A 17489-nucleotide genomic window follows, 5' to 3' on the forward strand; every position below is an offset into this window, starting at 1 on the left:
CACTCTGCCAGGCGCACTGGGGATTTTTTACCGGAACTGTCGGAAAGTTCGCATGACGGCTTGACTCTCTTGAGAAATGTGCAAGAAAAGACCCGTGAATGTCTCGGCGGAAGGGTGGGAACGGCTCGCGACGGCGGGCGCGGCGCGGTCCTTCGACGCGGGGGACGTACTGCTGCGGCAGGGCGATCCGGCGGCGTACGTGCTGGTCCTGCTCGCGGGGCGGGTGAAGGTTCTACGCACGGCCCCGAACGGCGCGGTGCTGATCCTGGCGATCCGCGGGCCCGGCGAGATCCTCGGCGACATCTCGGTGCTGGGCGGCGGCGACCGGTCGGCGACCGTGGTGGCCATCGACTCCTGCGAGACGCGGGCCATTCCGGCCGACCGCTTCCTCCACCTGGCGCGGTCGGCCGGGTGGGAGACCCAGTTGCTGATTCGCGCGATGGGACGCATCCGCGAGGGTGAGGCGTGGCGGGCCGAGATCGCGGGCCTCCCCGCCGGTCCCCGCCTGATCCAGGCCCTGCTCCGCTTCGCCGCGTCCGACCCCGACGCGTCCGGCCCCGCCGCGTCCGGCCCCGCCGCGTCCGCCGTGGTCACGCTCGGGCAGGCGGAGCTGGGGCAGGCCACCGGTCTCGCGCGCAGCACCGTCGCGGCCGAGCTGGCCCGCCTGCGGCGCCTCGGGCTGGTCGCCACGTCCCACCACGGGATCGTCATCACCGACCTGCGCGGGCTGACCGCGATGGCCGGTCCGGGACACGAGGGTGTCTGAATTCAGACAGCGGGCCCGCGCGACCGCGTGAATCGTTGGTACCCCCCAGTCGAAAGGACCATGACCATGCCCCCGTTCCGGAGCCTGCTCGTCGTCGATGCCGAGAAGTTCAGCCACCACCCCGACGCTCATCTGCCCGACCTGCACTTGGAGATCCGCGAGGCCCTCGATCAGGCGTGCGGCCTCAGCGGGCTCGGCAGGGAATGGGCCGCGGCGCACTTCCAGCAGAGCACCGGCGACGGGGTCCTGGCCGTCCTGCCGCTCGACGCGATGGTCCCGCTGATCGGCGAGTTCGGCGACCGGCTCCAGGACGTCCTCGAAGCCGCGGCGCCGAAGCTGCGCGCCCGCGACCTGCGGCTGCGCCTGCGGGTGGCGCTGCACGTCGGGATGGTCGACGACCAGACCCCGGTGACGGCCGGCATCTCCACCGCCACCATCAACGTGTGCAGGCTGCTCGACTCGACCCCGCTCCGGGACGCGCTGAAGCAGAGCGATCCCGGCGTCACGTTCGCCGCGGTGGCCGTCTCGTCGGAGGCGTTCGAGATGTTCGTGAGCGGCGGCTACACCAGCCTGAAGCCGAGCCGGCTCACGCCGGTGCAGGTCACGGTGAAGCAGTACGACCGTCCCGCCTACCTGTACGTGCCCAAGCCGTCCCGCGCGCAGGCCCCCGAGGACGGACGGCCGTCCGGCGATCCCGAGCCGACGCCGCCCGCGCCCGCGCCCGGCGGGCAGACGTTCTCGAACATGCAGTTCAACGGCGACGGATCGCAGAACGTCATCGGGAACCAGATCGGCGGGAGCTTCCGGCAGGAGCGCTCGTGACCGCGCCGTGGCAGCAGTCGTTCAAGGACCTCGACTTCTCCGGGGACGACGCGCAGAACGTCGTCGGCAACGTGGTCGGCGGCGACGTCATCCAGCACGTGCAGAAGTTCATGCGCGGACGGCCCGCGCTGTTCCTCGGCCCGAGCGAGGTCGTCGACCGGGTGAACTGCCACGTCCCCGCGCCCAACCACGACCTGGTGGTCAAGGCACTGGAGGCGGACCGGGCCGCACTGCTGGGCGGCCCGCCCGGGAGCGGTCGCGAGACGGCCGCCATCGCCGCGATGAGCGAGCTGCGTCCCGACATCCCAATCCGCCGGTTCGCGAGCGACATGGAGGACAGCGAGGAGATCCGCGCCGCCGGCCCGTGCGGGTACCTCGTGCGCGCCGCCGACGAGAAGTCGGAGGGGCTGGTCCGGTGCCTGGACGCCGCGCACGCCGCGGGCGGCTACGTCGCGATCATCGGGGACGAGGACCAGCGGCTGCGGCTCAACCTGCCCGTCCCCTTCATCGAGGTCGAGCCGCCGGACGCGGTGGACGTCTACCGGCACCGGCTGACCGTCCGCGGCTACGCCGGGCCCGGGTGGGCGCGCTGGACGCAGGCCCGGGCGCTTCTGGAGCGGGCGCGTCCCGCCGGTGCCCGCAGGCTCGCCGACATCGTCGAGGACGTCACGTCCAGGGGCGGCGACCTCACCGCGATGCAGGCCGAGGTGGTGCAGGCGTACCGGGGATGGGGACAGGAGCTGCGGCAGTGGTTCCGCACCAATCCCGAACCGCAGGACCGCGCCCTGATGATCTCGGCGGCGACGCTTCAGCCCGCCACCGACATCGACGTCTACGCCGCCGCCCTCGCGCTGGCGCGGCAGCTCCGGACCGAGGTGAACGGCTCCGGGCTCGCCTGGTCCCCCGCCGCGGGCCTGCGCGACCTGCTGGAGGCCGACTCCGAGGACGGCCGGATCGTGTTCCGCCGGCACGGCTTCGCACGCTCGGTCCTGCGGCACGTCTGGGACGACTACCCGCTGACCCGTCCCGACCTGATGTCGTGGCTGTCGGACCTGGTCCTGGACGCCAACATGGCGCCCGCGCAGCGCACGTTGATCGCGGAGGTCTTCGCCGACCTGGCCGCCGCGGACGGCCTGCACGACCGGATCCTCACCTCGGCGCAGTCGTGGGCCGAGGCCGAGCTCTCCGGCCCGGCGTACATCCTGCTGTCCCAGACCTGCCTGCACAGCCGCGTCGGCGGCAAGATCAGGCGGGGCCTGTACGACTGGGCGTACAAGGCCCGGACGGATCAGACCCTGAAGCTGACCATCGCGCGGGTCTGCGAACCCCTCGGCCAGGCGTACCCGTCGATCGCGCTGACCCGGCTCAAGCACCTGGCGACGCACGGCAACGGGCAGGTGCGGCAGGAGGTGGTCGGCGCGGCGCGGAGCCTCGCCCAGGCCGGGCAGCGCCGTGCGGTGATCGACGCTGCGCTCGATTGGAGCGGCGAGCATGGCCGCGTGTCGGTCGCCGCGCGCCGCCGCCGGATGCGCACCGGCGCGATCATCTTCCTGGATCTTGCGGCGGACGTCACCCAGGCCGGCGTCCCGGAGATCCTGGTCCACCGGCCGGTCCACGAGTTCGCACCGGCATGGGGTGCGGCACTGTCGGCGGACCCCGTCCTGGACGTCGGGGGGGTCTTCGGCCTCTGGCTGGACACCGCCCTGCACCACGCCCACGTCCGGAGCGAGATCGTGCGGGTCCTCATCGACGCCGGACGTCCCGTCCCGGACCGGGTGATCGACCTCGCCCGCCACTGGGCCGCCGCCGACCCCGGCGACCGGACCAGGCGGCGGATCCGGGACGAGATCGTCGTCGCGCTCACCCAGACCTGGTGGCTCCGGCTGCTCCGGATCCTGATGATCTGGGCCCGCGACCGGGTCACCGCACCCCGCCGAGCCTCTTAGGCCGCGTTTGGCACGCCCGGCTGCCGACCGATGTCACACATCGGGTCACCGACTCGTCGTCCAGGAGAACGACATCACGCGACGGAGTGCGCAGCGACACCACTCCCCCCACAGAAACGGAGAATCATGTTCGCCGCCTACGTCACGGTCACCATCCTCGGCGCGGTCATCAACGGTGCCGCCGCCGTCTTCTACCTGATCGGCCACGAATACCCCAAGACCCAGGCGGACATGAAGGGCGTGCCCCGGACGTGGGTACCGGTGCTGGGAACGCTGCTGGCGGCGGGCGCCGTGGGGCTGCCGGCCGGACTCGCCATGCCGCTCCTGGGAACCCTCGCCGCCTCCGGCCTCGTGCTGTACTTCATCGGCGCGATCACCGCCCACCTGCGGGTGGGCTCCCGCGACATCGTGGGCGGGATCGTGTTCCTCTCCACCGCGGCGGCCTCCCTGGCCCTGGGCCTGCTCCACCACGGCCCCTGGTGACCCGCGGGAAGATGGGGAAGTCTCAGAGGCAGATCAATTCTCACTTGGAGTCGTCGATGGCCGTTCGCCGTGTCGTGCCCAACGTCCAGTCGGAGGCCGTGCCGGAGAGCCGGGAGTTCTACGGGCTGCTGGGCTTCGAGGAGGTCATGAACCTCGGCTGGATCATGACGCTCGCCTCCCCCTCCAGCCCGGCGGCGCAGGTCAGCTTCATGGCCGGCGACAGGACCGCACCGGTCACCGCCGACATGAGCGTCGAGGTGGACGATGTGGACGCGGTCTACGCGGCCGTGCGGGAGAGCGGCGCGGAGATCGTGCATCCCTTGCGGGACGAGGAGTGGGGCGTGCGCCGGTTCTTCGTCCGCGATCCCAACGGCCGAGTGGTCAACGTGCTGGGCCACCGCTGAAGGTGATCGCCACCGTGGCGGCCGAGGCCACGCCGGGCACGGTTGTCCGCCGTTCCGGTCCGGGGCTACCGTGCCGCAGTGGATCTCTTCTCACGCGCGTGGACGGCGCTCCGCACGGCGGTCGCCGACGTCCCGGACGAGCACTTCGAGCGGCCGTCCGGCTGCACCGGCTGGCTCGTCCGGGACCTGGCGTGCCACCTGGTCATCGACGCGCAGGACGTCCTGATCACCCTGGTCACGCCCGCCGAAACCGAACCGACCGCGGACGCGGCCACCTACTGGGACCTCGTCCAACCCCCGACCGGCGAGGACCCGCTCGACGCGCTGGTCCCCCGGCTGGCCGCCGCGTACGGCGAGCCGCGGTGGCTCAAGTTCCACCTCGACGACGTCGGTTCCGCGGCGGGCCGCGCCGCCGTTCTCGCCGATCCCGCCGCCCGCGTCAGCACCCGCGACAAGGTGCTGACCGTCGGCGACTACCTGTCGGTGTACGTGCTCGAATGGACGCTGCACCACCTCGACCTGATCGCGCACCTGCCGTCCGCCGCCGAACCGCCCGCCGAGACCCTCGCGGCGGCCCGCGCGTCGCTGGAGACGATCGCCGAAGCCCCGTTCCCCGCCTCGCTCTCCGACACGAACGCGCTGCTGATCGGCACCGGACGCCGCACACCGACCGGCGCGGAGGAGGCCGCGCTGGGCGAGCTCGCAGCACGACTCCCGCTCATCCTCGGTTAGGGCCTGTTCCTGGGACGCTCCCGCGCCAGCCGTGCTCAGGCCCTAACCGAGGTGCTCGCTGGAGGACTCCACCGTCTGCTTGAAGATGCTCAAGCCGTGGTCCATTGCGCCGCCCATCGGGATGGCGAGGTGGTCCGGTTGCACGTCGTGAATCCACACGAACCGGCTGCGGTCGTCCCCGTGGGGGAAGACCTGCATTGACGCGTTGTCGTGTGTCGGCTGCATGGTGTCGCCGATGATGGAGAAGACGAGTCGGCGTGTCTCGTCGTCGAGCGCGATGAGCCGCTCACGCGCCACGGTTCCGTCGGTGAACGTGACGACCCTGACGTCCGGCTCGTCGAGCCGGCTGTCGGTGACGAAGCCCGGTGCCATCCGGACGGGCCCGTTGGTGAAGTCGCCGATGATCGCCCACACGTCCGCGGGGTCGGCATCGATGATGATCTCTTTTTGCACGGAGGCCATGTCTGTTCTCTTCTGTAGTGGCTGGAAACCGATCGCGAGCCCTGGGCGCGTCCAGGTGGCGACGACGCGGAATCGGTTGATGCTGACGCTCGACCGCGAGCCTTCCTGATCTAACCGATGTATCCGTTACGCCGGTTAGGCACCTTACCATCGCCTATGGCTGGTTAGGCTGTGAGACATGGCTAATGAGCGTGCTGCCGAGCCTGGGCCGGACAACCTCACGGCCGGGACGGCGCCGATGCCGCTGCGCGTGATCGAGGAGTTCATCAACACTCGCCGCAGGGACGGCGACGAGATAGGAACTCCGCGACAGCTGGCGGAGTGGTTGCACGCCCGCGGCCTGATACCGGTCGACACGGTGCTGAACGCCGAGCAGCGCGACCGTGCCGAACGGATCCGCGAGGGACTGCGCGCGCTGATCGCCGAGAACAACACCGAGCCGGTCTCGAGCCCACGCCCGGACGGCCTCAACCCCACTGCCCGCGTCGAACTCGCCGAACTCACCCGCGACTTCCCGCTGATGCTCGACGTGACCGTTTCCCCGCCCCGACTGGTCGCCTGTGCCCGGGTGCCGGTGGAGGCGGCGCTGGCCAGGCTGCTCGCCGTCGTGGCCGAGGCCGTGGTGGAAGGCACGTGGACGCGACTGAAGGCCTGCCGGGAGCCGAGCTGCCGATGGGCCTACTACGACCACTCCCGCAATCGGCGCCGGACCTGGTGCTCCATGGACCTATGCGGGAACCGCGCCAAGGCCCGCGCCTCTCACCACCGCAAGTCCACCGCGCCCTGACGGGGTCCCCGTAGCCATCGCCAGCAGTAGGGAATCCACACCGGTCGCGACGTCATCCAGCCGTCCCCATTTCTACGCAATCCCGCCGCTGGACGGCCTCAGGCGAGCAGGCAGCGGAACAGCCGCCGCAGGCACCCGCCCCAAGGACGCCTCTTCGTGGACGCGGCGATGCGGGATCTCTGCGGGGAAGGAATCGACCGCATCGCCGCGCCGTTCTGCACACCGCGCTGAGGACGGGGTGTGAATCCGTGGGCGCCGAGCTCTTCGAGGCATCGTCCGAGGGCGACGGGGTTGGCGGCCTCCACCAGGCAGTCACGTCCCGACCGGGCCCGGGCGATCGCCCACCAGTGGCCGGTGACGCTGCCGCGCCACACCGACACTCCGGGGAACCGCCGCCGCAGCTCGGCCGCCGCCCGTCCCGTATCGAGATCCAGCGCGACGGTCACCGTCCCGACCCCGCCGTCCCGGGACGCCTGCTCAGGTAGCCGTGGATGAAGACGGCCGCGTTGATGATCTCGTCCGCCGGCGCGATCGGCTCCCGCCACGACGTGAAGAACCACAAACGCCCGCCGTCGCTGCCGCGCCGCGAACAAGTGATCATGTCGCCCGCCATCACCACCGATTCACAGCATCCGGGCTCCCGGGGATTGGTCACCTGAAGCCCGCGGGCGGTCAACTCCACCTCGAAGCGCCGCGCGGCCAAATGGGCGCCAAGCGCCGCGAGCCACGCTTCTCGCCCCGTACGATCGTCCATGGGTCCGAGTTCCCTTCGGGCCAAGGCCCCGGGTCCCGGTGTTCACCGCACCGGCCGGGGCCGCCTTTTTCTCAGCAACCAGACAAACCCGCTCATTGGGCTTGAGCTGCTGAATGACGCGCCCAGCTTCACCCAGCGGGGATACGCTCGGAAAGCGACCAGGCACGACCACGGCCGCACCGCAGGCAAGATCGACTGAACCTCTGACCAGGTTTGACGCCGGGAGCCCCCATGCCCGCACGTTCTGAGCCTTACGACACCCCCGCCATCGTCACGTTCGCCAAAGAGCTCGAAGCGTGGCGAAAAGAAGGCGGACTCAACAAGAAGCAACTCGCCGACGCACTCGGCTACACGGACTCCTACATAGGCCAGGTCGAACTCTGCAAGAACACCCCATCAGTGGACTTCGCCGACGTACTCGACACCTACTTCAAGACCAACGGGGTGTTCCACCGCCTCTGGGACCGCATCGAAGACACCAAGAACGCCGTCACACTGCCACCCGGCTTCGCCGAGTACACCGAGCGCGAGAAGGACGCCGCACATGCGAGGATCTTCTCCGTGCTGCTGGTGAACGGACTGTTCCAGACAGAGGAATACGCTCGCGCCGTCATGGATGACGTGGATACGAACATCGCCGAAGAGTTCCTCGCTAAGCGAATGGAACGGCAGTCGATCCTGACGTCCGATGCCCCACCGCACGTGTTCCTCACTTTGGACGAGACCGCCCTCCGATGCGTGATCGGGAGCAGGGAGATCCAGCGGAAGCAGATCGGCTCTCTGATCGAGGCAAGCGAGCGGCCGAACGTCACGGTGGATGTCGTCCCCCAGGGCCGGGGCTATTACCCAGGACTCACAGGGAACTTCACCATTCTCGGGTTCGACGACGGTTCACAGGCGGCCTACACCGAGTCCGCAGGCACGGGGATGTTCATCGAGCAGCCTGCCCGTGTCGCGAGTTACGTCGTACGGTATGACTTGATCCGAGGTCACGCTCATCACATCGAGGAGTCGCGGACCTTGCTCAAGACCGTGATGGAGGAACTATGAGCACGTTGGACCTGTCGGCCGCTCAGTGGCGTAAGAGCAGCCACAGCGGCCACGAAGGCGGCGACTGCGTGGAGGTCGCCGACCTCGCCACCGTGGTGGCGGTGCGAGACTCCAAGAACCCCGACGGCCCCACCCTCATCCTCAACCGCGCGGCCTTCACGGCGTTCACCGGAACCATCCGCAGCGGAGCACACGACCTGTAAAAGCCCCCTCACGCCTGATCCCTTCACGCGTGGGGATCCGGCCACCCTCGCTGCGATGCCCCGTCGGCCGCCACGGCCTGCGGGGCATCGCGCATCCTGCCACGCGGAGACCAATATTCCACTGACTCGCATCAAACCCCCTCCCCTGCGGTACGACTCGTTTCGGGACCGTGATGGAGGAACTATGAGCACCTTCGACCTGTCGACCGCTCACTGGCGCAAGAGCAGCCACAGCGGTCACGAGGGCGGCAACTGCGTGGAGGTCGCCGACCTCGCCACCGCGGTGGCGGTGCGAGACTCCAAGAACCCCGACGGCCCCACCCTCATCCTCAACCGCGCGGCATTCACTGCGCTCGCCGCCACCGTCCGAGCGGGAGCACACGACCTTTAGGCGCTCAGTGACGTTTTCTCAGGGAAACGGTCAGTAGTGGGGGCGGCAGGGACGACCTGCTTGTCGGACCGCGGATGCACCAAGACGTGAAGCCTCTGGTAGGACAGGTCACCACGAGATCATGTCCGTAGCTACCAGAGGCTTCACGTTGGTCACCTATGTTGCCACGCTCGACGTCCCGCGCCACATCGTGGAGTACCTTGCGCGACTGCTCGCCGCGCATCGCCGCCGGATCGGCACCCCGGCGCCGCAGCCGGGCGTTGGGGCCGTTCCGCCAGGCCGTGCTGGTGCTGCGCTGGAACAAACGTTGCCGCTTCTCGCGGTCGCTAAGGAGTGAGCGCGGTCTGCTGGTAGACCGCCAGCCGGGGCTGCCCGTCAACGCGGTAGTACACGCTCGACATGAGCGCGGTGAACGGCTCGGTTAGGTCGGGTCGAGACGACGACGCACGGTAGACCAACGCGGCAGCATCTTCGCCGACTTCCACGAGGCGCGCGTCGGTGATTTCGTAGGACTCCCACCCCAGAGCGCCGTCGAGCGATGCGGTGATCTCGTCGCGCGTCATCACTGCACCGTTGACCAGAACGAACACGGCATCTGGCGTCATCAGCTCACCGTAGAACGTGCCTCCCGTGGACTCACAGAGCGACTTCCAGCCCGCGTGTTCGAGGGCGAGTAGTTCATCGAGGGTGAAGGCGCTCATGGCTGCCACGATAACAACAGCTAGTCGATGGTGCTCTGTCTGGCGTTGAGCTTCCCCCCGTTTCACGGCCACGTGACCTGAGTTGGCCGTGGGCCAACGGGGAAGGAAGTGTCTCGTGCCGCCACCTCATCCGCCGGAGTTCCGGCGACGCGCTGTCGAGCTGGCCCGGGCCGGCGACAAACCGGTCACGGCGTTGGCCAAGAGCCTGGGCATCAGCCAGTCGTGTCTGAGTAGTTGGATACGGCAGGCAGAGGCCGACGAGGGCCGCACAGACGGCCTGACGAGCGCGGAGAAGAAGGAATTGGTCGAGCTGCGACGTAAGGCCAGGCAGCTGGAACCAGCGGCCAGTGCCATACATCCGGGTTGATGGCAGTCACCCGCAGTCGTATGCGGCGGCGCGGCGGATCGACCGCCAGCACCCGCACTGCGTAGAGATCAGTCATGGCGCCATTGTCCACGCTGACACTTCGCGTCTTCAACGGCCGCATTTACAGCCTCCGCCTCTGAGACGAGCACACCGCCGCGGAGCTCAAATCAAGCAATCCTGGCGAGCCCTGCAGCGCATCACCATCACCCCAGCCGCAGCCGCGAGTGCGCCCCGCCCCGCTCTGGACCTCAACGCAATCTGGAAATGATCAGCGTTGAGAAAACCTCAGTGACGTCTTCTCAATGCTGATCATCCAGGGGGACCGCGCTGGGGCAGGTGGTCGGCTCGGGCGGTCTACGCTCACGGCATGATGATCACGTACGAGTGGCGAGGCGACTTCGAGGACACGGCCGTCAATGCGCTGCACGCGGAGGGCTTCGGCCACCGGATCGTGGACATCGGCTGGCAGGCGCAGGTCCACCGCCACAGCCTCGGCTGGGTCTGTGCACGGCGCGACGGCGAACTCATCGGCTTCGTCAATGTCGCATGGGACGGCGGCGTCCATGCCTTCATCCTGGACACCATGGTCAGCGCCGAGCTTCGCCGCTCCGGGATCGGAGCCGAACTCGTCGCCGAGGCAGCCAGAGGAGCCCGCGCGGCGAAGTGCGAATGGCTGCACGTCGACTTCGAGGACGACCTGCGGGCGTTCTACTTCGACGCCTGCGGGTTCAAGCCGACGCAGGCAGGCCTGATCGCACTCTGAGCGTGATCGCGGCCTGCGCCGCGCGGCCTTCACCGCGCTCACCGAAACCATCCGACCAGGAGCACACGACCCCTGACTGTGCAGCCTCATGAGGTTGGTGCGGGCGACGAACTCGCGGCCCGCGTCGAGCGCAGGCGGAACGCGCGTCAATCAAGGGTTGACGATCGAGGGTCGTCAACCTACGGTTGACGCATGAGCCCACTCAACATCAGCCTGGCCGACCTGATCGCCCGTCTCGACGAGGAACTCCCCGACGCCGATGACCTGGCCCGTATCAGTGAGGCGCAGCTACGCAACCAGACCCTGGCCGATCTTGGTGACCAGCTCGTCGACCACTATGTCGGCAAGGCCAAGCGGGCCGGCGCGTCGTGGAGTGAGGTCGGCGAGGCCATCGGGGTCTCCAAGCAGGCCGCCCAGCAGCGCCACGCGCCCGGCCCGTTCGAGCGGTTCACCGATCTGAACCGGCACAGCATCGTGCTGGCGCAGGAGGCCGCCCGAACGCACAAGCACGACTTCATCGGCACCGAACACATCCTGCTCGGCCTGCTCGGCGAACCGCGGGGCCTGGCGTATGAGGTGCTGATGGCGAAGACCGAGTCAGAGCAGCGCATCCGCGACGCGATCGTGGAAGCGATGCCGCCGGCCGGGCAGAAGGCGCTGCGGGGTCACATCGCGTTCCGGCCGGAGAGCAAGGAGGCCCTCGATCAGGCATCCCGCGCGTCGGCCGACCTCGGCCACGACTGGGTCGGCACGGAACATTCGCTGCTGGGCCTGATCCGCATCGAGGAGAGCCCGGCCGCGCAGATCCTGCGCAACCTCGGCTTCACCTCGGACGAGCTGCACGAGACGGTCAGGACCGAGATCACCCGACGCTCCGCCGCGCGCGACACGTAGAAGCGAACGAGCCGCCGCTGCTCGACATCGCATGAACGACGCGGACGGGGGGACGCACGGGGCAGATCACTGGCCGCGTGGTCCTCCCGTCTTCGTCATGCCAGTGTCCTGCGCGGCGCCCGCCACGCCGACGGACCAGCACCTCAGGGCCGCGCTCGGGCCCGCGTCCGAAGTCGACGCCCCCGCCCCAGGCCGCGTGATCGAACCCGGCGGACGTCGATGGTCGGCGCACTGGGCAGACCGCTCGTCCCCCGTGCGAGCTACCCGCGAATGTCCTCCGCACGGTGATGATCGCGGCACCGTCGAGTACCTAGCGTTCTCCGTGTGAGCGCGGCGTTCGGGCGCGAGATCCCGAGCCGTGCGTTTCCGTACCACCGCCGGTTCTTTCGCTGGAGGACATGATGACTCGCAAGATCCGGAAGCTCGCCGTGACCGCGATGTGCTGCGCCGTCGCCGCTGCCGGCCTCTCCGGCTGCGAGGACGACGACATGAACTCGTTCCCGTTCGACGAGAAGCAGAAGGCCGCTGATTTTGTCGGGGCGAAGAAGTTCGACCTCGACGGAAAGTCGGTGAGCGTGTCCTGCTCGGGCAAGCTGGCAGCGGGCACGGTCGTCGTCCTGCTGCACGGCGGGGGTGACGGGCTGAGCAAGATGGCCGCCTTCCAGAAGACCCTCAGCGGAAAGAACCGGGTCTGCTCCTATGACCGGCTCGGTGCGGGCACGAGCGACAAGCCAGACGGTCCGCAGAGCTTCACCAGCACCGGGAAGGTCCTCACCGGGGTGCTCGACGAGATCGCCGGCGACGCCCCGGTCGTCCTGGCCGGGCACTCGATGGGCGGACTGATCGCCGCCAGGTACGCCCCCGACCACCAGAAGCGGGTCAAGGGGCTGGTCCTGATGGACGCGACGCCGTCGACCATGCTCGCCGACATGGAGCAGGCGATCCCCGCTTCGGCCAAGGGGCCGGCGGCCCAGGTGCGCGAGCAGAACCTCGCGATCTTCCAGGGCCAGAACCCGGAGAAGCTCGCCATGCCCGACGGGAAGGTCCGCTCCGCGGGGAACACCGCGGTGGAGGTGATCAAGCACGGGAAGCCGTACCTCGCGGCCATCCCGGAGTCCGGCCCGCGCCTGGAGCAGGCGTGGACCGCCGGGCAGCGCAAGTGGCTCGCGCTGTCCGGCCGCAGCAAGCTGACGACGGCGGAGAAGAGCGGCCACTACATCTACCTGGAGCAGCCCGATGTCGCCGTTCAGGCCGTTGCGCGCGTTTCCACGCAGGCCGCCGGCTGAAGGGCACGCGGAGCGGCTGATGGGTCGCGACGCGTCCGCACCAGGCATCCCCCGCCTGCCCACGACATGTGGAGCACGCGGGGGATGCTCCATTACAGCGGTCATTACGGGGGCGTGTTCGCGCCGAGAATGCGGCGCAGGCTGATGTGAAGCGCGTCCGTCGCTTCCTGGCCGGTCATGCGGTCGGCGTCGGTCTCGGCGGCGGCGGTGTGGCCGAGATCGATGACGACCGCCACCAGCCAGTCGGGGGAGAGCCGGTCGTCGAACTCTCCGGACCGCTGGCCGCGCCGGATCACGCGCTCGAGGCGGTCGGCGACCGGCGCGTGGCGTTCGTGGTCGGCCTGCGGGACCTCCGGCAGCGCGCGGATCCTCTGGAGGAGGACGGGGTATCGCGCGGTCGTCCGGGCGCTGGCGTCGATCAGCCGCAGGAGGGCGTCGACCGCCGGTCCGGTGTCGAGGTCGAGGGCGTCCATCGCGGCGACGGCCTCCTCGGTGACCTGGTCCAGGACCGCCGCCAGCAACTGCGGGCGCGAGGGAAAGTGGGCGTAGACCGTCTGGCGGGTCACGCCCGCGTCCGCGGCGATGGCCCCGACGCTGGCGTCCGGGGCGGAGTTCAGGAGCCGGGCCGCCGCTTCCAGGATGGACGCCCTGCTGCGGCGGGCGTCGGCGCGGCGCTGCGGAGCCCGAGAGGAGGTCATTTCTTACACCTTGCCAAAGTTGCCGGACGATGCATATCTTACAGTCTGTAAGAGATCGTATCTGAGGCCCACGGCGCGACGGGAGCACCATGACCCCTTTCCACGGCACCGACCCCAAGAAGTTCATCGCCGACTTCCACACGTCCTTCCACGACGAGCTGGTGGACGGCGATGAGGACACGGGGGTGATCGTCGACCGCTACCACACGCCGGACATCGTGCAGATCGCCGACGGGCACCGGATGGACCGGGAGAAACTCATCGCGCACGCCCGTCCGGTGCGCAAGAACCGGCCCAGCGGCGTATGGGAGGTGCACGAAGCCGTGGCGAACGGGGATCGAATCGCCGCCCGGAGCACCCTGCACGTGACCAACCGCAACAGAAAACTCACCCTGGAGGTGTACTTCTTCGGGCAGTTCACTCCCGACGGACGGATGCGCCGAGGGCACTCGCTCACCCGCACCGTCCCCCTCGACGCCGCACCGGAACAGGCACCCGGAACGCCCGGCCGGCAGGAGGCGTCGGCATGACCGAGAGCACCTACGCCGTGAGCGGCATGATCTGCGGACACTGCGCGGACTTCGTCACCGAGGAACTCCAACGCCTCGACGGCGTCACTGCCATATCCGTGGACGTCGACAACGGCACGGTCACGCTGACCAGCGAGAACGAACTCGACATCGCCCACGTGCGCGCCGCGGTCGACGAGGCCGGCTATGAACTGACCGCCGCGCGCGACTGACTTCCCGCCGGCCCGCGAGCCGACAACGCCACAGGCGCACACGCCGGGACCGAGAACCAGATCGAACTGAACCGGTAACACCGCTCCGTTCAGAACACACGAACCGGGGTGCCACGCTCCCTACGCCGCACCGCCATCCAGTAATGCAGCGTTCAGTACCGTCCGGACAGCCTCATCCTTGAATACGGACCCTTACGCCACGCCAACTGCTACTTTCGGTCACCCTGCTGCGGATACTTTCCGCCACAATCGAGTTTCTTCCCTGGAGTGTCTGTCCATGACCGAGGACTCTGCTCACTTCGAACTGCCGCCGCAGATCGACTATCTGGACTTTGTCAGCGCGGACGGGCAGACCGATTGGGATCGACTCGATCGGGTGTCCCCTGGCTTGGCGGGCGATGTGCCCGCCTGGTTGGAGCAGATGGGCGATGCCGATCCCACCGTCGCGGGCAAGGCTTCGGAGGAGCTGTGGAATCGGCTTCAGCACCAAGGTTCCATGAATGATCCCGCACCGGCCACGGTCCCGGCCCTGGTTCGACTGGCCGCCGACCCGAACGTCCATGACCGTCCCGGCCTGCTGTATCTTCTGGGACGCATTGGTCGATCTTATCCCTTTCAATGCCACAGCCGCAAAGAACTCATGGACGCCATGGTAAGTGACGAGGAGCGCTATACCGCATACGGCCAACTGGACAGTTCGCTATTGCGGGCGAATATCGAACTGATCACCCGGGCTGCGCATGTCCTGACCGGACTGCTCAGCGATCCTGATCCCAAGGTGCGGGTCAGCGCGGCGTACGCCGTTGCGGTGGCGACTCGGGACACGGCGCTGGTCACCGCCGCCCTGCGCGCCCAGTACGAGGTCGAGAACGATCCGCTGGTGCAGGCGTACCTGGTGTTGGCCGTCGCTCAACTGGCCATTGCCGATGGCGACACCATCCCGGCCCTGGCCTGGGCGGAGAACGTGATCAGAGATGACCGGGCGGCGGCCATTGTCCGACTCGGAGCCGCCATCGCCCTTCTGTGCCTGACGGACGATACGCCAGATGACAGGCTGCTGGCCGTGCTCGCTGAAACGATCACCCCGGAGACAACCCGACTGTTCCTCGAATCACCATGGGGTGACACCTTTAACCACGATGGCGGTCTGCCTCAATGGGTGATCTCCTTGTTGGACGCCGATGCGGCGGCCCAGGTCGATCTGGCCACGCGACTGTTCGACTCGCCACATGTCACCATCCGAATTGCAGCGTGCTATATGTGCGCAAACCGCTGTATGCGGTGCTGCGGGCACACCCTCACCCCGAGTCTCACTGAGCAGCTCACCGCATTGCTGACCGAACGCCTCCACGACGACGACCCCGCCGTACATGAGGCTGCGGCCGACGCATTGACTCGCCTGAGAGAACCCTGGGGCCTCGCCGGCCGGATGTAGTCGGTACTGGTTGTCGAAGATCTCGAACTCGCGGAGCACGTGCAGCAGGTGCCGCTGGTTCCAGATCAGCGTCGAGAGTCCACGACGACAGGTCTGCACCCACCACACTGGGCGTAATCCGGCCCACGGCCGTCCCGTCCTGGACGGTGAGCCTGAGCACACGCCCCGCGTCCGCCCAGCCTGGCATCCACGGGCGGACCACCACCCCGCCGAGATCACTTCATTTCTGTCTGGGTATTTTCTGGGCACTAGAGTGGGCATTTCTTGGGCGTCTTGTGTAAGACTACAGCCATGCCCACTTTCGGAACGCCCTTGAACGATCAGGCGGCCGACGCGCTCGCCGACGAGGTGCGGGCCATCGTGCGGTTCGGACTGCCGGTACGTGCCGACCGCGCCGGTGCCCGGCTGCTGGGACTGGCCGGGGTACGGGCGCGGGCCATTGACCTCGATGATCCGGCGAGCCGGGCCCATGCGCTGGACGCCGCGCTGCGCGAAGAGCTGGGCCGCCTAGAGAACGCCGGGCTCGCTGAGGCGGCGCGGCTGCTGTTCGGCTTCGAGTCCGAGACCTCGGGCGCGAAGCTGACCGCACGGCGGGCGGCGGCGGCCACGGCTGCCGGGTACGAAGTGCATCACTTCCGGAAGCGGATCGAGCCGAAGATCTGTGGCCTGGTCGCCTGGCAACTGCGCCGCGCCAGCGAGGCGTCCGTCGCCGAAGCGGACCCGTCCGCACCTGTCCTGCACGCCTCGGGGCAGCCGCTGGTGCTGCCAGCGGACGTGTTCGCGTGGGAAGCCATCGAGCACCAACACACCCTCGCCGCCCTGTGGGGCGCGGTCTACCTGCTGCGCGCCGAACTGCTGACCGTGGCCCGCCTGGTCAGCATGGACGCACCGGCCGTCGAGAGCAACGGCGCCGCCACCGCGGCGTTGTGGCGGCACGCCCAGGTCCTGGCCGCGACCGCCTCCTACCGCGCGTCCTACGGCGCGGTCCTGCTGCACACCGCGACTGAGCTGGCGCCTGAACAGATCGGCGCTTCCGCCGGCTGGACTCCTGCCCTGGCCCCGGCCCAGGAACTGCTCCTGGCCGAGCTCGGCGAGCCTGAGCAGGGCCTCGTCGACTTCACCGCCCGGCTGGATGAGGCGGCTGGTGGTCCTGAACTCGCTGCCACCTGGCGGCGTGCACTGACCGGCCTCTCCGGCCCCGACCAGGAAGAACGCAGATGAGTCTCGACCAGCTCCTCAATCCGCACACCCCACCGCGCCGGTATGTGATCACCGGCGGTCCGTCTGCCGGGAAGGAGGCCGTCTTCACCCGCCTGCTGGCGTTGGAGATCCCCTGCACCGAGGGCGAACCCGCCCGGGAGATCTACCGCAGGCACCGCAACCGGCTCGGCCGCCACCTACAGGTCGCCGACCGGCAGGAGTACTCCCGCGACGTGCTGGCGGCGTTCGTCTCCGAGTTCTGCGACCACAAGGCCGGTCTTCGCTTCTACAACCGGGGCATCCCGGACGGGTACGGGTGGGACGCCTTCTTCGGCCTCCGCGCCTACCCCGAACTGGAGGAAGCCACTCGCATCTACCGGTACGACGCGGTGTTCGTCCTTGACTCCCTCGACGACTTCGATTCCGAGGACGACCTGGTATGGGCCAAGGAACGCGAGATCCGCCGCGTCCACGAGCTGATCGTCCAGGGGTACTACGACGCCGGCTATAAGCCGATCTTCGTCCCGGCCGACGAGCCGGGCCGCCGGATCGACTTCATTCTCGCCCAGCTCCCCGTTCCCGCCGTCTGATCAGAAGGGCGCC

General features: G+C 68.6%; 24 protein-coding genes. 19 read left to right on the plus strand and 5 right to left on the minus strand.

Going from position 1 to position 17489, the window contains the following annotated elements; genetic code table 11:
- Positions 1–94 precede the first annotated feature (94 nt).
- From QP090_RS26845 to QP090_RS26870, 6 genes are all read left to right on the plus strand, one after another.
- Positions 95–766, plus strand: coding sequence for a Crp/Fnr family transcriptional regulator (locus QP090_RS26845; RefSeq protein ID WP_285942184.1), 672 nt, complete (start codon positions 95–97; stop codon positions 764–766).
- A gap of 66 nt (positions 767–832) precedes the next feature.
- On the plus strand, positions 833–1588 hold the full coding sequence (locus QP090_RS26850; RefSeq protein ID WP_285942185.1) for a hypothetical protein: 756 nt from the start codon (positions 833–835) through the stop codon (positions 1586–1588).
- Complete coding sequence (locus QP090_RS26855; protein WP_285942186.1) at positions 1585–3534, plus strand: hypothetical protein; 1950 nt, start codon at positions 1585–1587, stop codon at positions 3532–3534. Before QP090_RS26850 ends, QP090_RS26855 begins: the two co-directional genes overlap by 4 nt.
- Positions 3535–3660: 126 nt before the next feature.
- Positions 3661–4017: a DoxX family protein gene (locus QP090_RS26860; RefSeq protein WP_285942187.1), complete on the plus strand. Its 357-nt coding sequence runs from the start codon at positions 3661–3663 to the stop codon at positions 4015–4017.
- Between the two features lie 56 nt (positions 4018–4073).
- Entirely contained in the window at positions 4074–4421 is a 348-nt protein-coding gene (locus QP090_RS26865) for a VOC family protein (RefSeq protein WP_285942188.1), read from the plus strand.
- A 78-nt stretch (positions 4422–4499) separates the two neighbouring features.
- Positions 4500–5153 (plus strand): maleylpyruvate isomerase N-terminal domain-containing protein, encoded by a 654-nt coding sequence (locus QP090_RS26870; protein WP_285942189.1) that lies wholly within the window; start codon positions 4500–4502, stop codon positions 5151–5153.
- Between the two features lie 42 nt (positions 5154–5195).
- Here the strand turns inward: QP090_RS26870 and QP090_RS26875 are convergent, their stop codons facing one another.
- Positions 5196–5615: an SRPBCC family protein gene (locus tag QP090_RS26875; protein WP_285942190.1), complete on the minus strand. Its 420-nt coding sequence runs from the start codon at positions 5613–5615 to the stop codon at positions 5196–5198.
- 178 nt (positions 5616–5793) lie between these two features.
- Here QP090_RS26875 and QP090_RS26880 point away from each other — a divergent pair, with 178 nt between their 5' ends.
- On the plus strand, positions 5794–6402 hold the full coding sequence (locus QP090_RS26880) for a CGNR zinc finger domain-containing protein (RefSeq protein ID WP_285942191.1): 609 nt from the start codon (positions 5794–5796) through the stop codon (positions 6400–6402).
- 98 nt (positions 6403–6500) lie between these two features.
- On the opposite strand, the gene QP090_RS26885 is transcribed toward QP090_RS26880, so the two are convergent.
- Together QP090_RS26885 and QP090_RS26890 are read right to left on the minus strand one after the other, a co-directional pair.
- Positions 6501–6848, minus strand: a complete 348-nt coding sequence (locus QP090_RS26885) for a hypothetical protein (RefSeq protein ID WP_285942192.1) — start codon at positions 6846–6848, stop codon at positions 6501–6503.
- Positions 6845–7156, minus strand: a complete 312-nt coding sequence (locus QP090_RS26890) for a hypothetical protein (RefSeq protein ID WP_285942193.1) — start codon at positions 7154–7156, stop codon at positions 6845–6847. Before QP090_RS26890 ends, QP090_RS26885 begins: the two co-directional genes overlap by 4 nt.
- Positions 7157–7387: 231 nt before the next feature.
- On the opposite strand from QP090_RS26890, the gene QP090_RS26895 reads away from it, so the two are divergent.
- The 3 genes from QP090_RS26895 to QP090_RS26905 all read left to right on the plus strand — a co-directional run bounded on the left by QP090_RS26895 (position 7388) and on the right by QP090_RS26905 (position 8800).
- A complete protein-coding gene (locus tag QP090_RS26895) occupies positions 7388–8206 on the plus strand; it encodes a helix-turn-helix domain-containing protein (RefSeq protein WP_285942194.1) in 819 nt (272 codons plus the stop codon).
- Complete coding sequence (locus QP090_RS26900; protein WP_285942195.1) at positions 8203–8409, plus strand: DUF397 domain-containing protein; 207 nt, start codon at positions 8203–8205, stop codon at positions 8407–8409. The genes QP090_RS26895 and QP090_RS26900 overlap by 4 nt, the downstream gene beginning before the upstream one ends.
- Positions 8410–8593: 184 nt before the next feature.
- Positions 8594–8800: a DUF397 domain-containing protein gene (locus QP090_RS26905; protein WP_285942196.1), complete on the plus strand. Its 207-nt coding sequence runs from the start codon at positions 8594–8596 to the stop codon at positions 8798–8800.
- A gap of 326 nt (positions 8801–9126) precedes the next feature.
- Here QP090_RS26905 and QP090_RS26910 read toward each other — a convergent pair whose 3' ends face one another.
- Positions 9127–9501, minus strand: coding sequence for a nuclear transport factor 2 family protein (locus tag QP090_RS26910; RefSeq protein WP_285942197.1), 375 nt, complete (start codon positions 9499–9501; stop codon positions 9127–9129).
- 115 nt (positions 9502–9616) lie between these two features.
- On the opposite strand from QP090_RS26910, the gene QP090_RS37735 reads away from it, so the two are divergent.
- The 4 genes from QP090_RS37735 (at position 9617) to QP090_RS26925 (ending at position 12811) form a co-directional block, all read left to right on the plus strand.
- Complete coding sequence (locus QP090_RS37735) at positions 9617–9868, plus strand: transposase (protein ID WP_432763080.1); 252 nt, start codon at positions 9617–9619, stop codon at positions 9866–9868.
- A 367-nt stretch (positions 9869–10235) separates the two neighbouring features.
- Positions 10236–10631 carry a GNAT family N-acetyltransferase gene (locus tag QP090_RS26915; RefSeq protein WP_285942198.1) on the plus strand — a complete coding sequence of 132 codons (396 nt, stop codon included), beginning with the start codon at positions 10236–10238 and terminating at the stop codon, positions 10629–10631.
- A 192-nt stretch (positions 10632–10823) separates the two neighbouring features.
- The gene (locus tag QP090_RS26920; protein ID WP_285942199.1) at positions 10824–11525 is read left to right on the plus strand and encodes a Clp protease N-terminal domain-containing protein; all 702 of its coding nucleotides are present in this window, start codon (positions 10824–10826) and stop codon (positions 11523–11525) included.
- A 398-nt stretch (positions 11526–11923) separates the two neighbouring features.
- Positions 11924–12811 carry an alpha/beta fold hydrolase gene (locus QP090_RS26925; protein WP_349666511.1) on the plus strand — a complete coding sequence of 296 codons (888 nt, stop codon included), beginning with the start codon at positions 11924–11926 and terminating at the stop codon, positions 12809–12811.
- Positions 12812–12915: 104 nt separating this feature from the next.
- Here QP090_RS26925 and QP090_RS26930 read toward each other — a convergent pair whose 3' ends face one another.
- Complete coding sequence (locus QP090_RS26930; protein WP_285942200.1) at positions 12916–13509, minus strand: TetR/AcrR family transcriptional regulator; 594 nt, start codon at positions 13507–13509, stop codon at positions 12916–12918.
- Positions 13510–13598: 89 nt separating this feature from the next.
- On the opposite strand from QP090_RS26930, the gene QP090_RS26935 reads away from it, so the two are divergent.
- The 5 genes from QP090_RS26935 to QP090_RS26955 all read left to right on the plus strand — a co-directional run bounded on the left by QP090_RS26935 (position 13599) and on the right by QP090_RS26955 (position 17476).
- Positions 13599–14039: a nuclear transport factor 2 family protein gene (locus QP090_RS26935; protein WP_285942201.1), complete on the plus strand. Its 441-nt coding sequence runs from the start codon at positions 13599–13601 to the stop codon at positions 14037–14039.
- A complete protein-coding gene (locus QP090_RS26940; RefSeq protein ID WP_285942202.1) occupies positions 14036–14251 on the plus strand; it encodes a heavy-metal-associated domain-containing protein in 216 nt (71 codons plus the stop codon). The genes QP090_RS26935 and QP090_RS26940 overlap by 4 nt, the downstream gene beginning before the upstream one ends.
- A 277-nt stretch (positions 14252–14528) precedes the next feature.
- Positions 14529–15686 (plus strand): hypothetical protein, encoded by a 1158-nt coding sequence (locus QP090_RS26945; RefSeq protein ID WP_285942203.1) that lies wholly within the window; start codon positions 14529–14531, stop codon positions 15684–15686.
- Positions 15687–15977: 291 nt separating this feature from the next.
- On the plus strand, positions 15978–16907 hold the full coding sequence (locus tag QP090_RS26950; RefSeq protein WP_285942204.1) for a hypothetical protein: 930 nt from the start codon (positions 15978–15980) through the stop codon (positions 16905–16907).
- Positions 16904–17476 (plus strand): AAA family ATPase, encoded by a 573-nt coding sequence (locus QP090_RS26955; RefSeq protein WP_285942205.1) that lies wholly within the window; start codon positions 16904–16906, stop codon positions 17474–17476. The genes QP090_RS26950 and QP090_RS26955 overlap by 4 nt, the downstream gene beginning before the upstream one ends.
- The last annotated feature ends 13 nt before the right edge of the window (positions 17477–17489 follow it).

The organism is Actinomadura xylanilytica, assembly GCF_030283145.1.
GTDB lineage: Bacteria > Actinomycetota > Actinomycetes > Streptosporangiales > Streptosporangiaceae > Spirillospora > Spirillospora xylanilytica.

What these genes read in the sequence shown, in the direction of transcription:
- QP090_RS26850 (WP_285942185.1), top strand. Translation starts at nt 833, where the DNA reads ATGCCCCCGTTCCGGAGCCTGCTCGTCGTCGATGCCGAGAAGTTCAGC.
- QP090_RS26860 (WP_285942187.1), top strand. Translation starts at nt 3,661, where the DNA reads ATGTTCGCCGCCTACGTCACGGTCACCATCCTCGGCGCGGTCATCAAC.
- QP090_RS26865 (WP_285942188.1), top strand. Translation starts at nt 4,074, where the DNA reads ATGGCCGTTCGCCGTGTCGTGCCCAACGTCCAGTCGGAGGCCGTGCCG.
- QP090_RS26875 (WP_285942190.1), bottom strand. Translation starts at nt 5,615, where the DNA reads ATGGCCTCCGTGCAAAAAGAGATCATCATCGATGCCGACCCCGCGGAC.
- QP090_RS26880 (WP_285942191.1), top strand. Translation starts at nt 5,794, where the DNA reads ATGGCTAATGAGCGTGCTGCCGAGCCTGGGCCGGACAACCTCACGGCC.
- QP090_RS26890 (WP_285942193.1), bottom strand. Translation starts at nt 7,156, where the DNA reads ATGGACGATCGTACGGGGCGAGAAGCGTGGCTCGCGGCGCTTGGCGCC.
- QP090_RS26895 (WP_285942194.1), top strand. Translation starts at nt 7,388, where the DNA reads ATGCCCGCACGTTCTGAGCCTTACGACACCCCCGCCATCGTCACGTTC.
- QP090_RS26900 (WP_285942195.1), top strand. Translation starts at nt 8,203, where the DNA reads ATGAGCACGTTGGACCTGTCGGCCGCTCAGTGGCGTAAGAGCAGCCAC.
- QP090_RS26905 (WP_285942196.1), top strand. Translation starts at nt 8,594, where the DNA reads ATGAGCACCTTCGACCTGTCGACCGCTCACTGGCGCAAGAGCAGCCAC.
- QP090_RS26910 (WP_285942197.1), bottom strand. Translation starts at nt 9,501, where the DNA reads ATGAGCGCCTTCACCCTCGATGAACTACTCGCCCTCGAACACGCGGGC.
- QP090_RS26915 (WP_285942198.1), top strand. Translation starts at nt 10,236, where the DNA reads ATGATGATCACGTACGAGTGGCGAGGCGACTTCGAGGACACGGCCGTC.
- QP090_RS26920 (WP_285942199.1), top strand. Translation starts at nt 10,824, where the DNA reads ATGAGCCCACTCAACATCAGCCTGGCCGACCTGATCGCCCGTCTCGAC.
- QP090_RS26925 (WP_349666511.1), top strand. Translation starts at nt 11,924, where the DNA reads ATGATGACTCGCAAGATCCGGAAGCTCGCCGTGACCGCGATGTGCTGC.
- QP090_RS26930 (WP_285942200.1), bottom strand. Translation starts at nt 13,509, where the DNA reads ATGACCTCCTCTCGGGCTCCGCAGCGCCGCGCCGACGCCCGCCGCAGC.
- QP090_RS26935 (WP_285942201.1), top strand. Translation starts at nt 13,599, where the DNA reads ATGACCCCTTTCCACGGCACCGACCCCAAGAAGTTCATCGCCGACTTC.
- QP090_RS26940 (WP_285942202.1), top strand. Translation starts at nt 14,036, where the DNA reads ATGACCGAGAGCACCTACGCCGTGAGCGGCATGATCTGCGGACACTGC.
- QP090_RS26945 (WP_285942203.1), top strand. Translation starts at nt 14,529, where the DNA reads ATGACCGAGGACTCTGCTCACTTCGAACTGCCGCCGCAGATCGACTAT.
- QP090_RS26950 (WP_285942204.1), top strand. Translation starts at nt 15,978, where the DNA reads ATGCCCACTTTCGGAACGCCCTTGAACGATCAGGCGGCCGACGCGCTC.
- QP090_RS26955 (WP_285942205.1), top strand. Translation starts at nt 16,904, where the DNA reads ATGAGTCTCGACCAGCTCCTCAATCCGCACACCCCACCGCGCCGGTAT.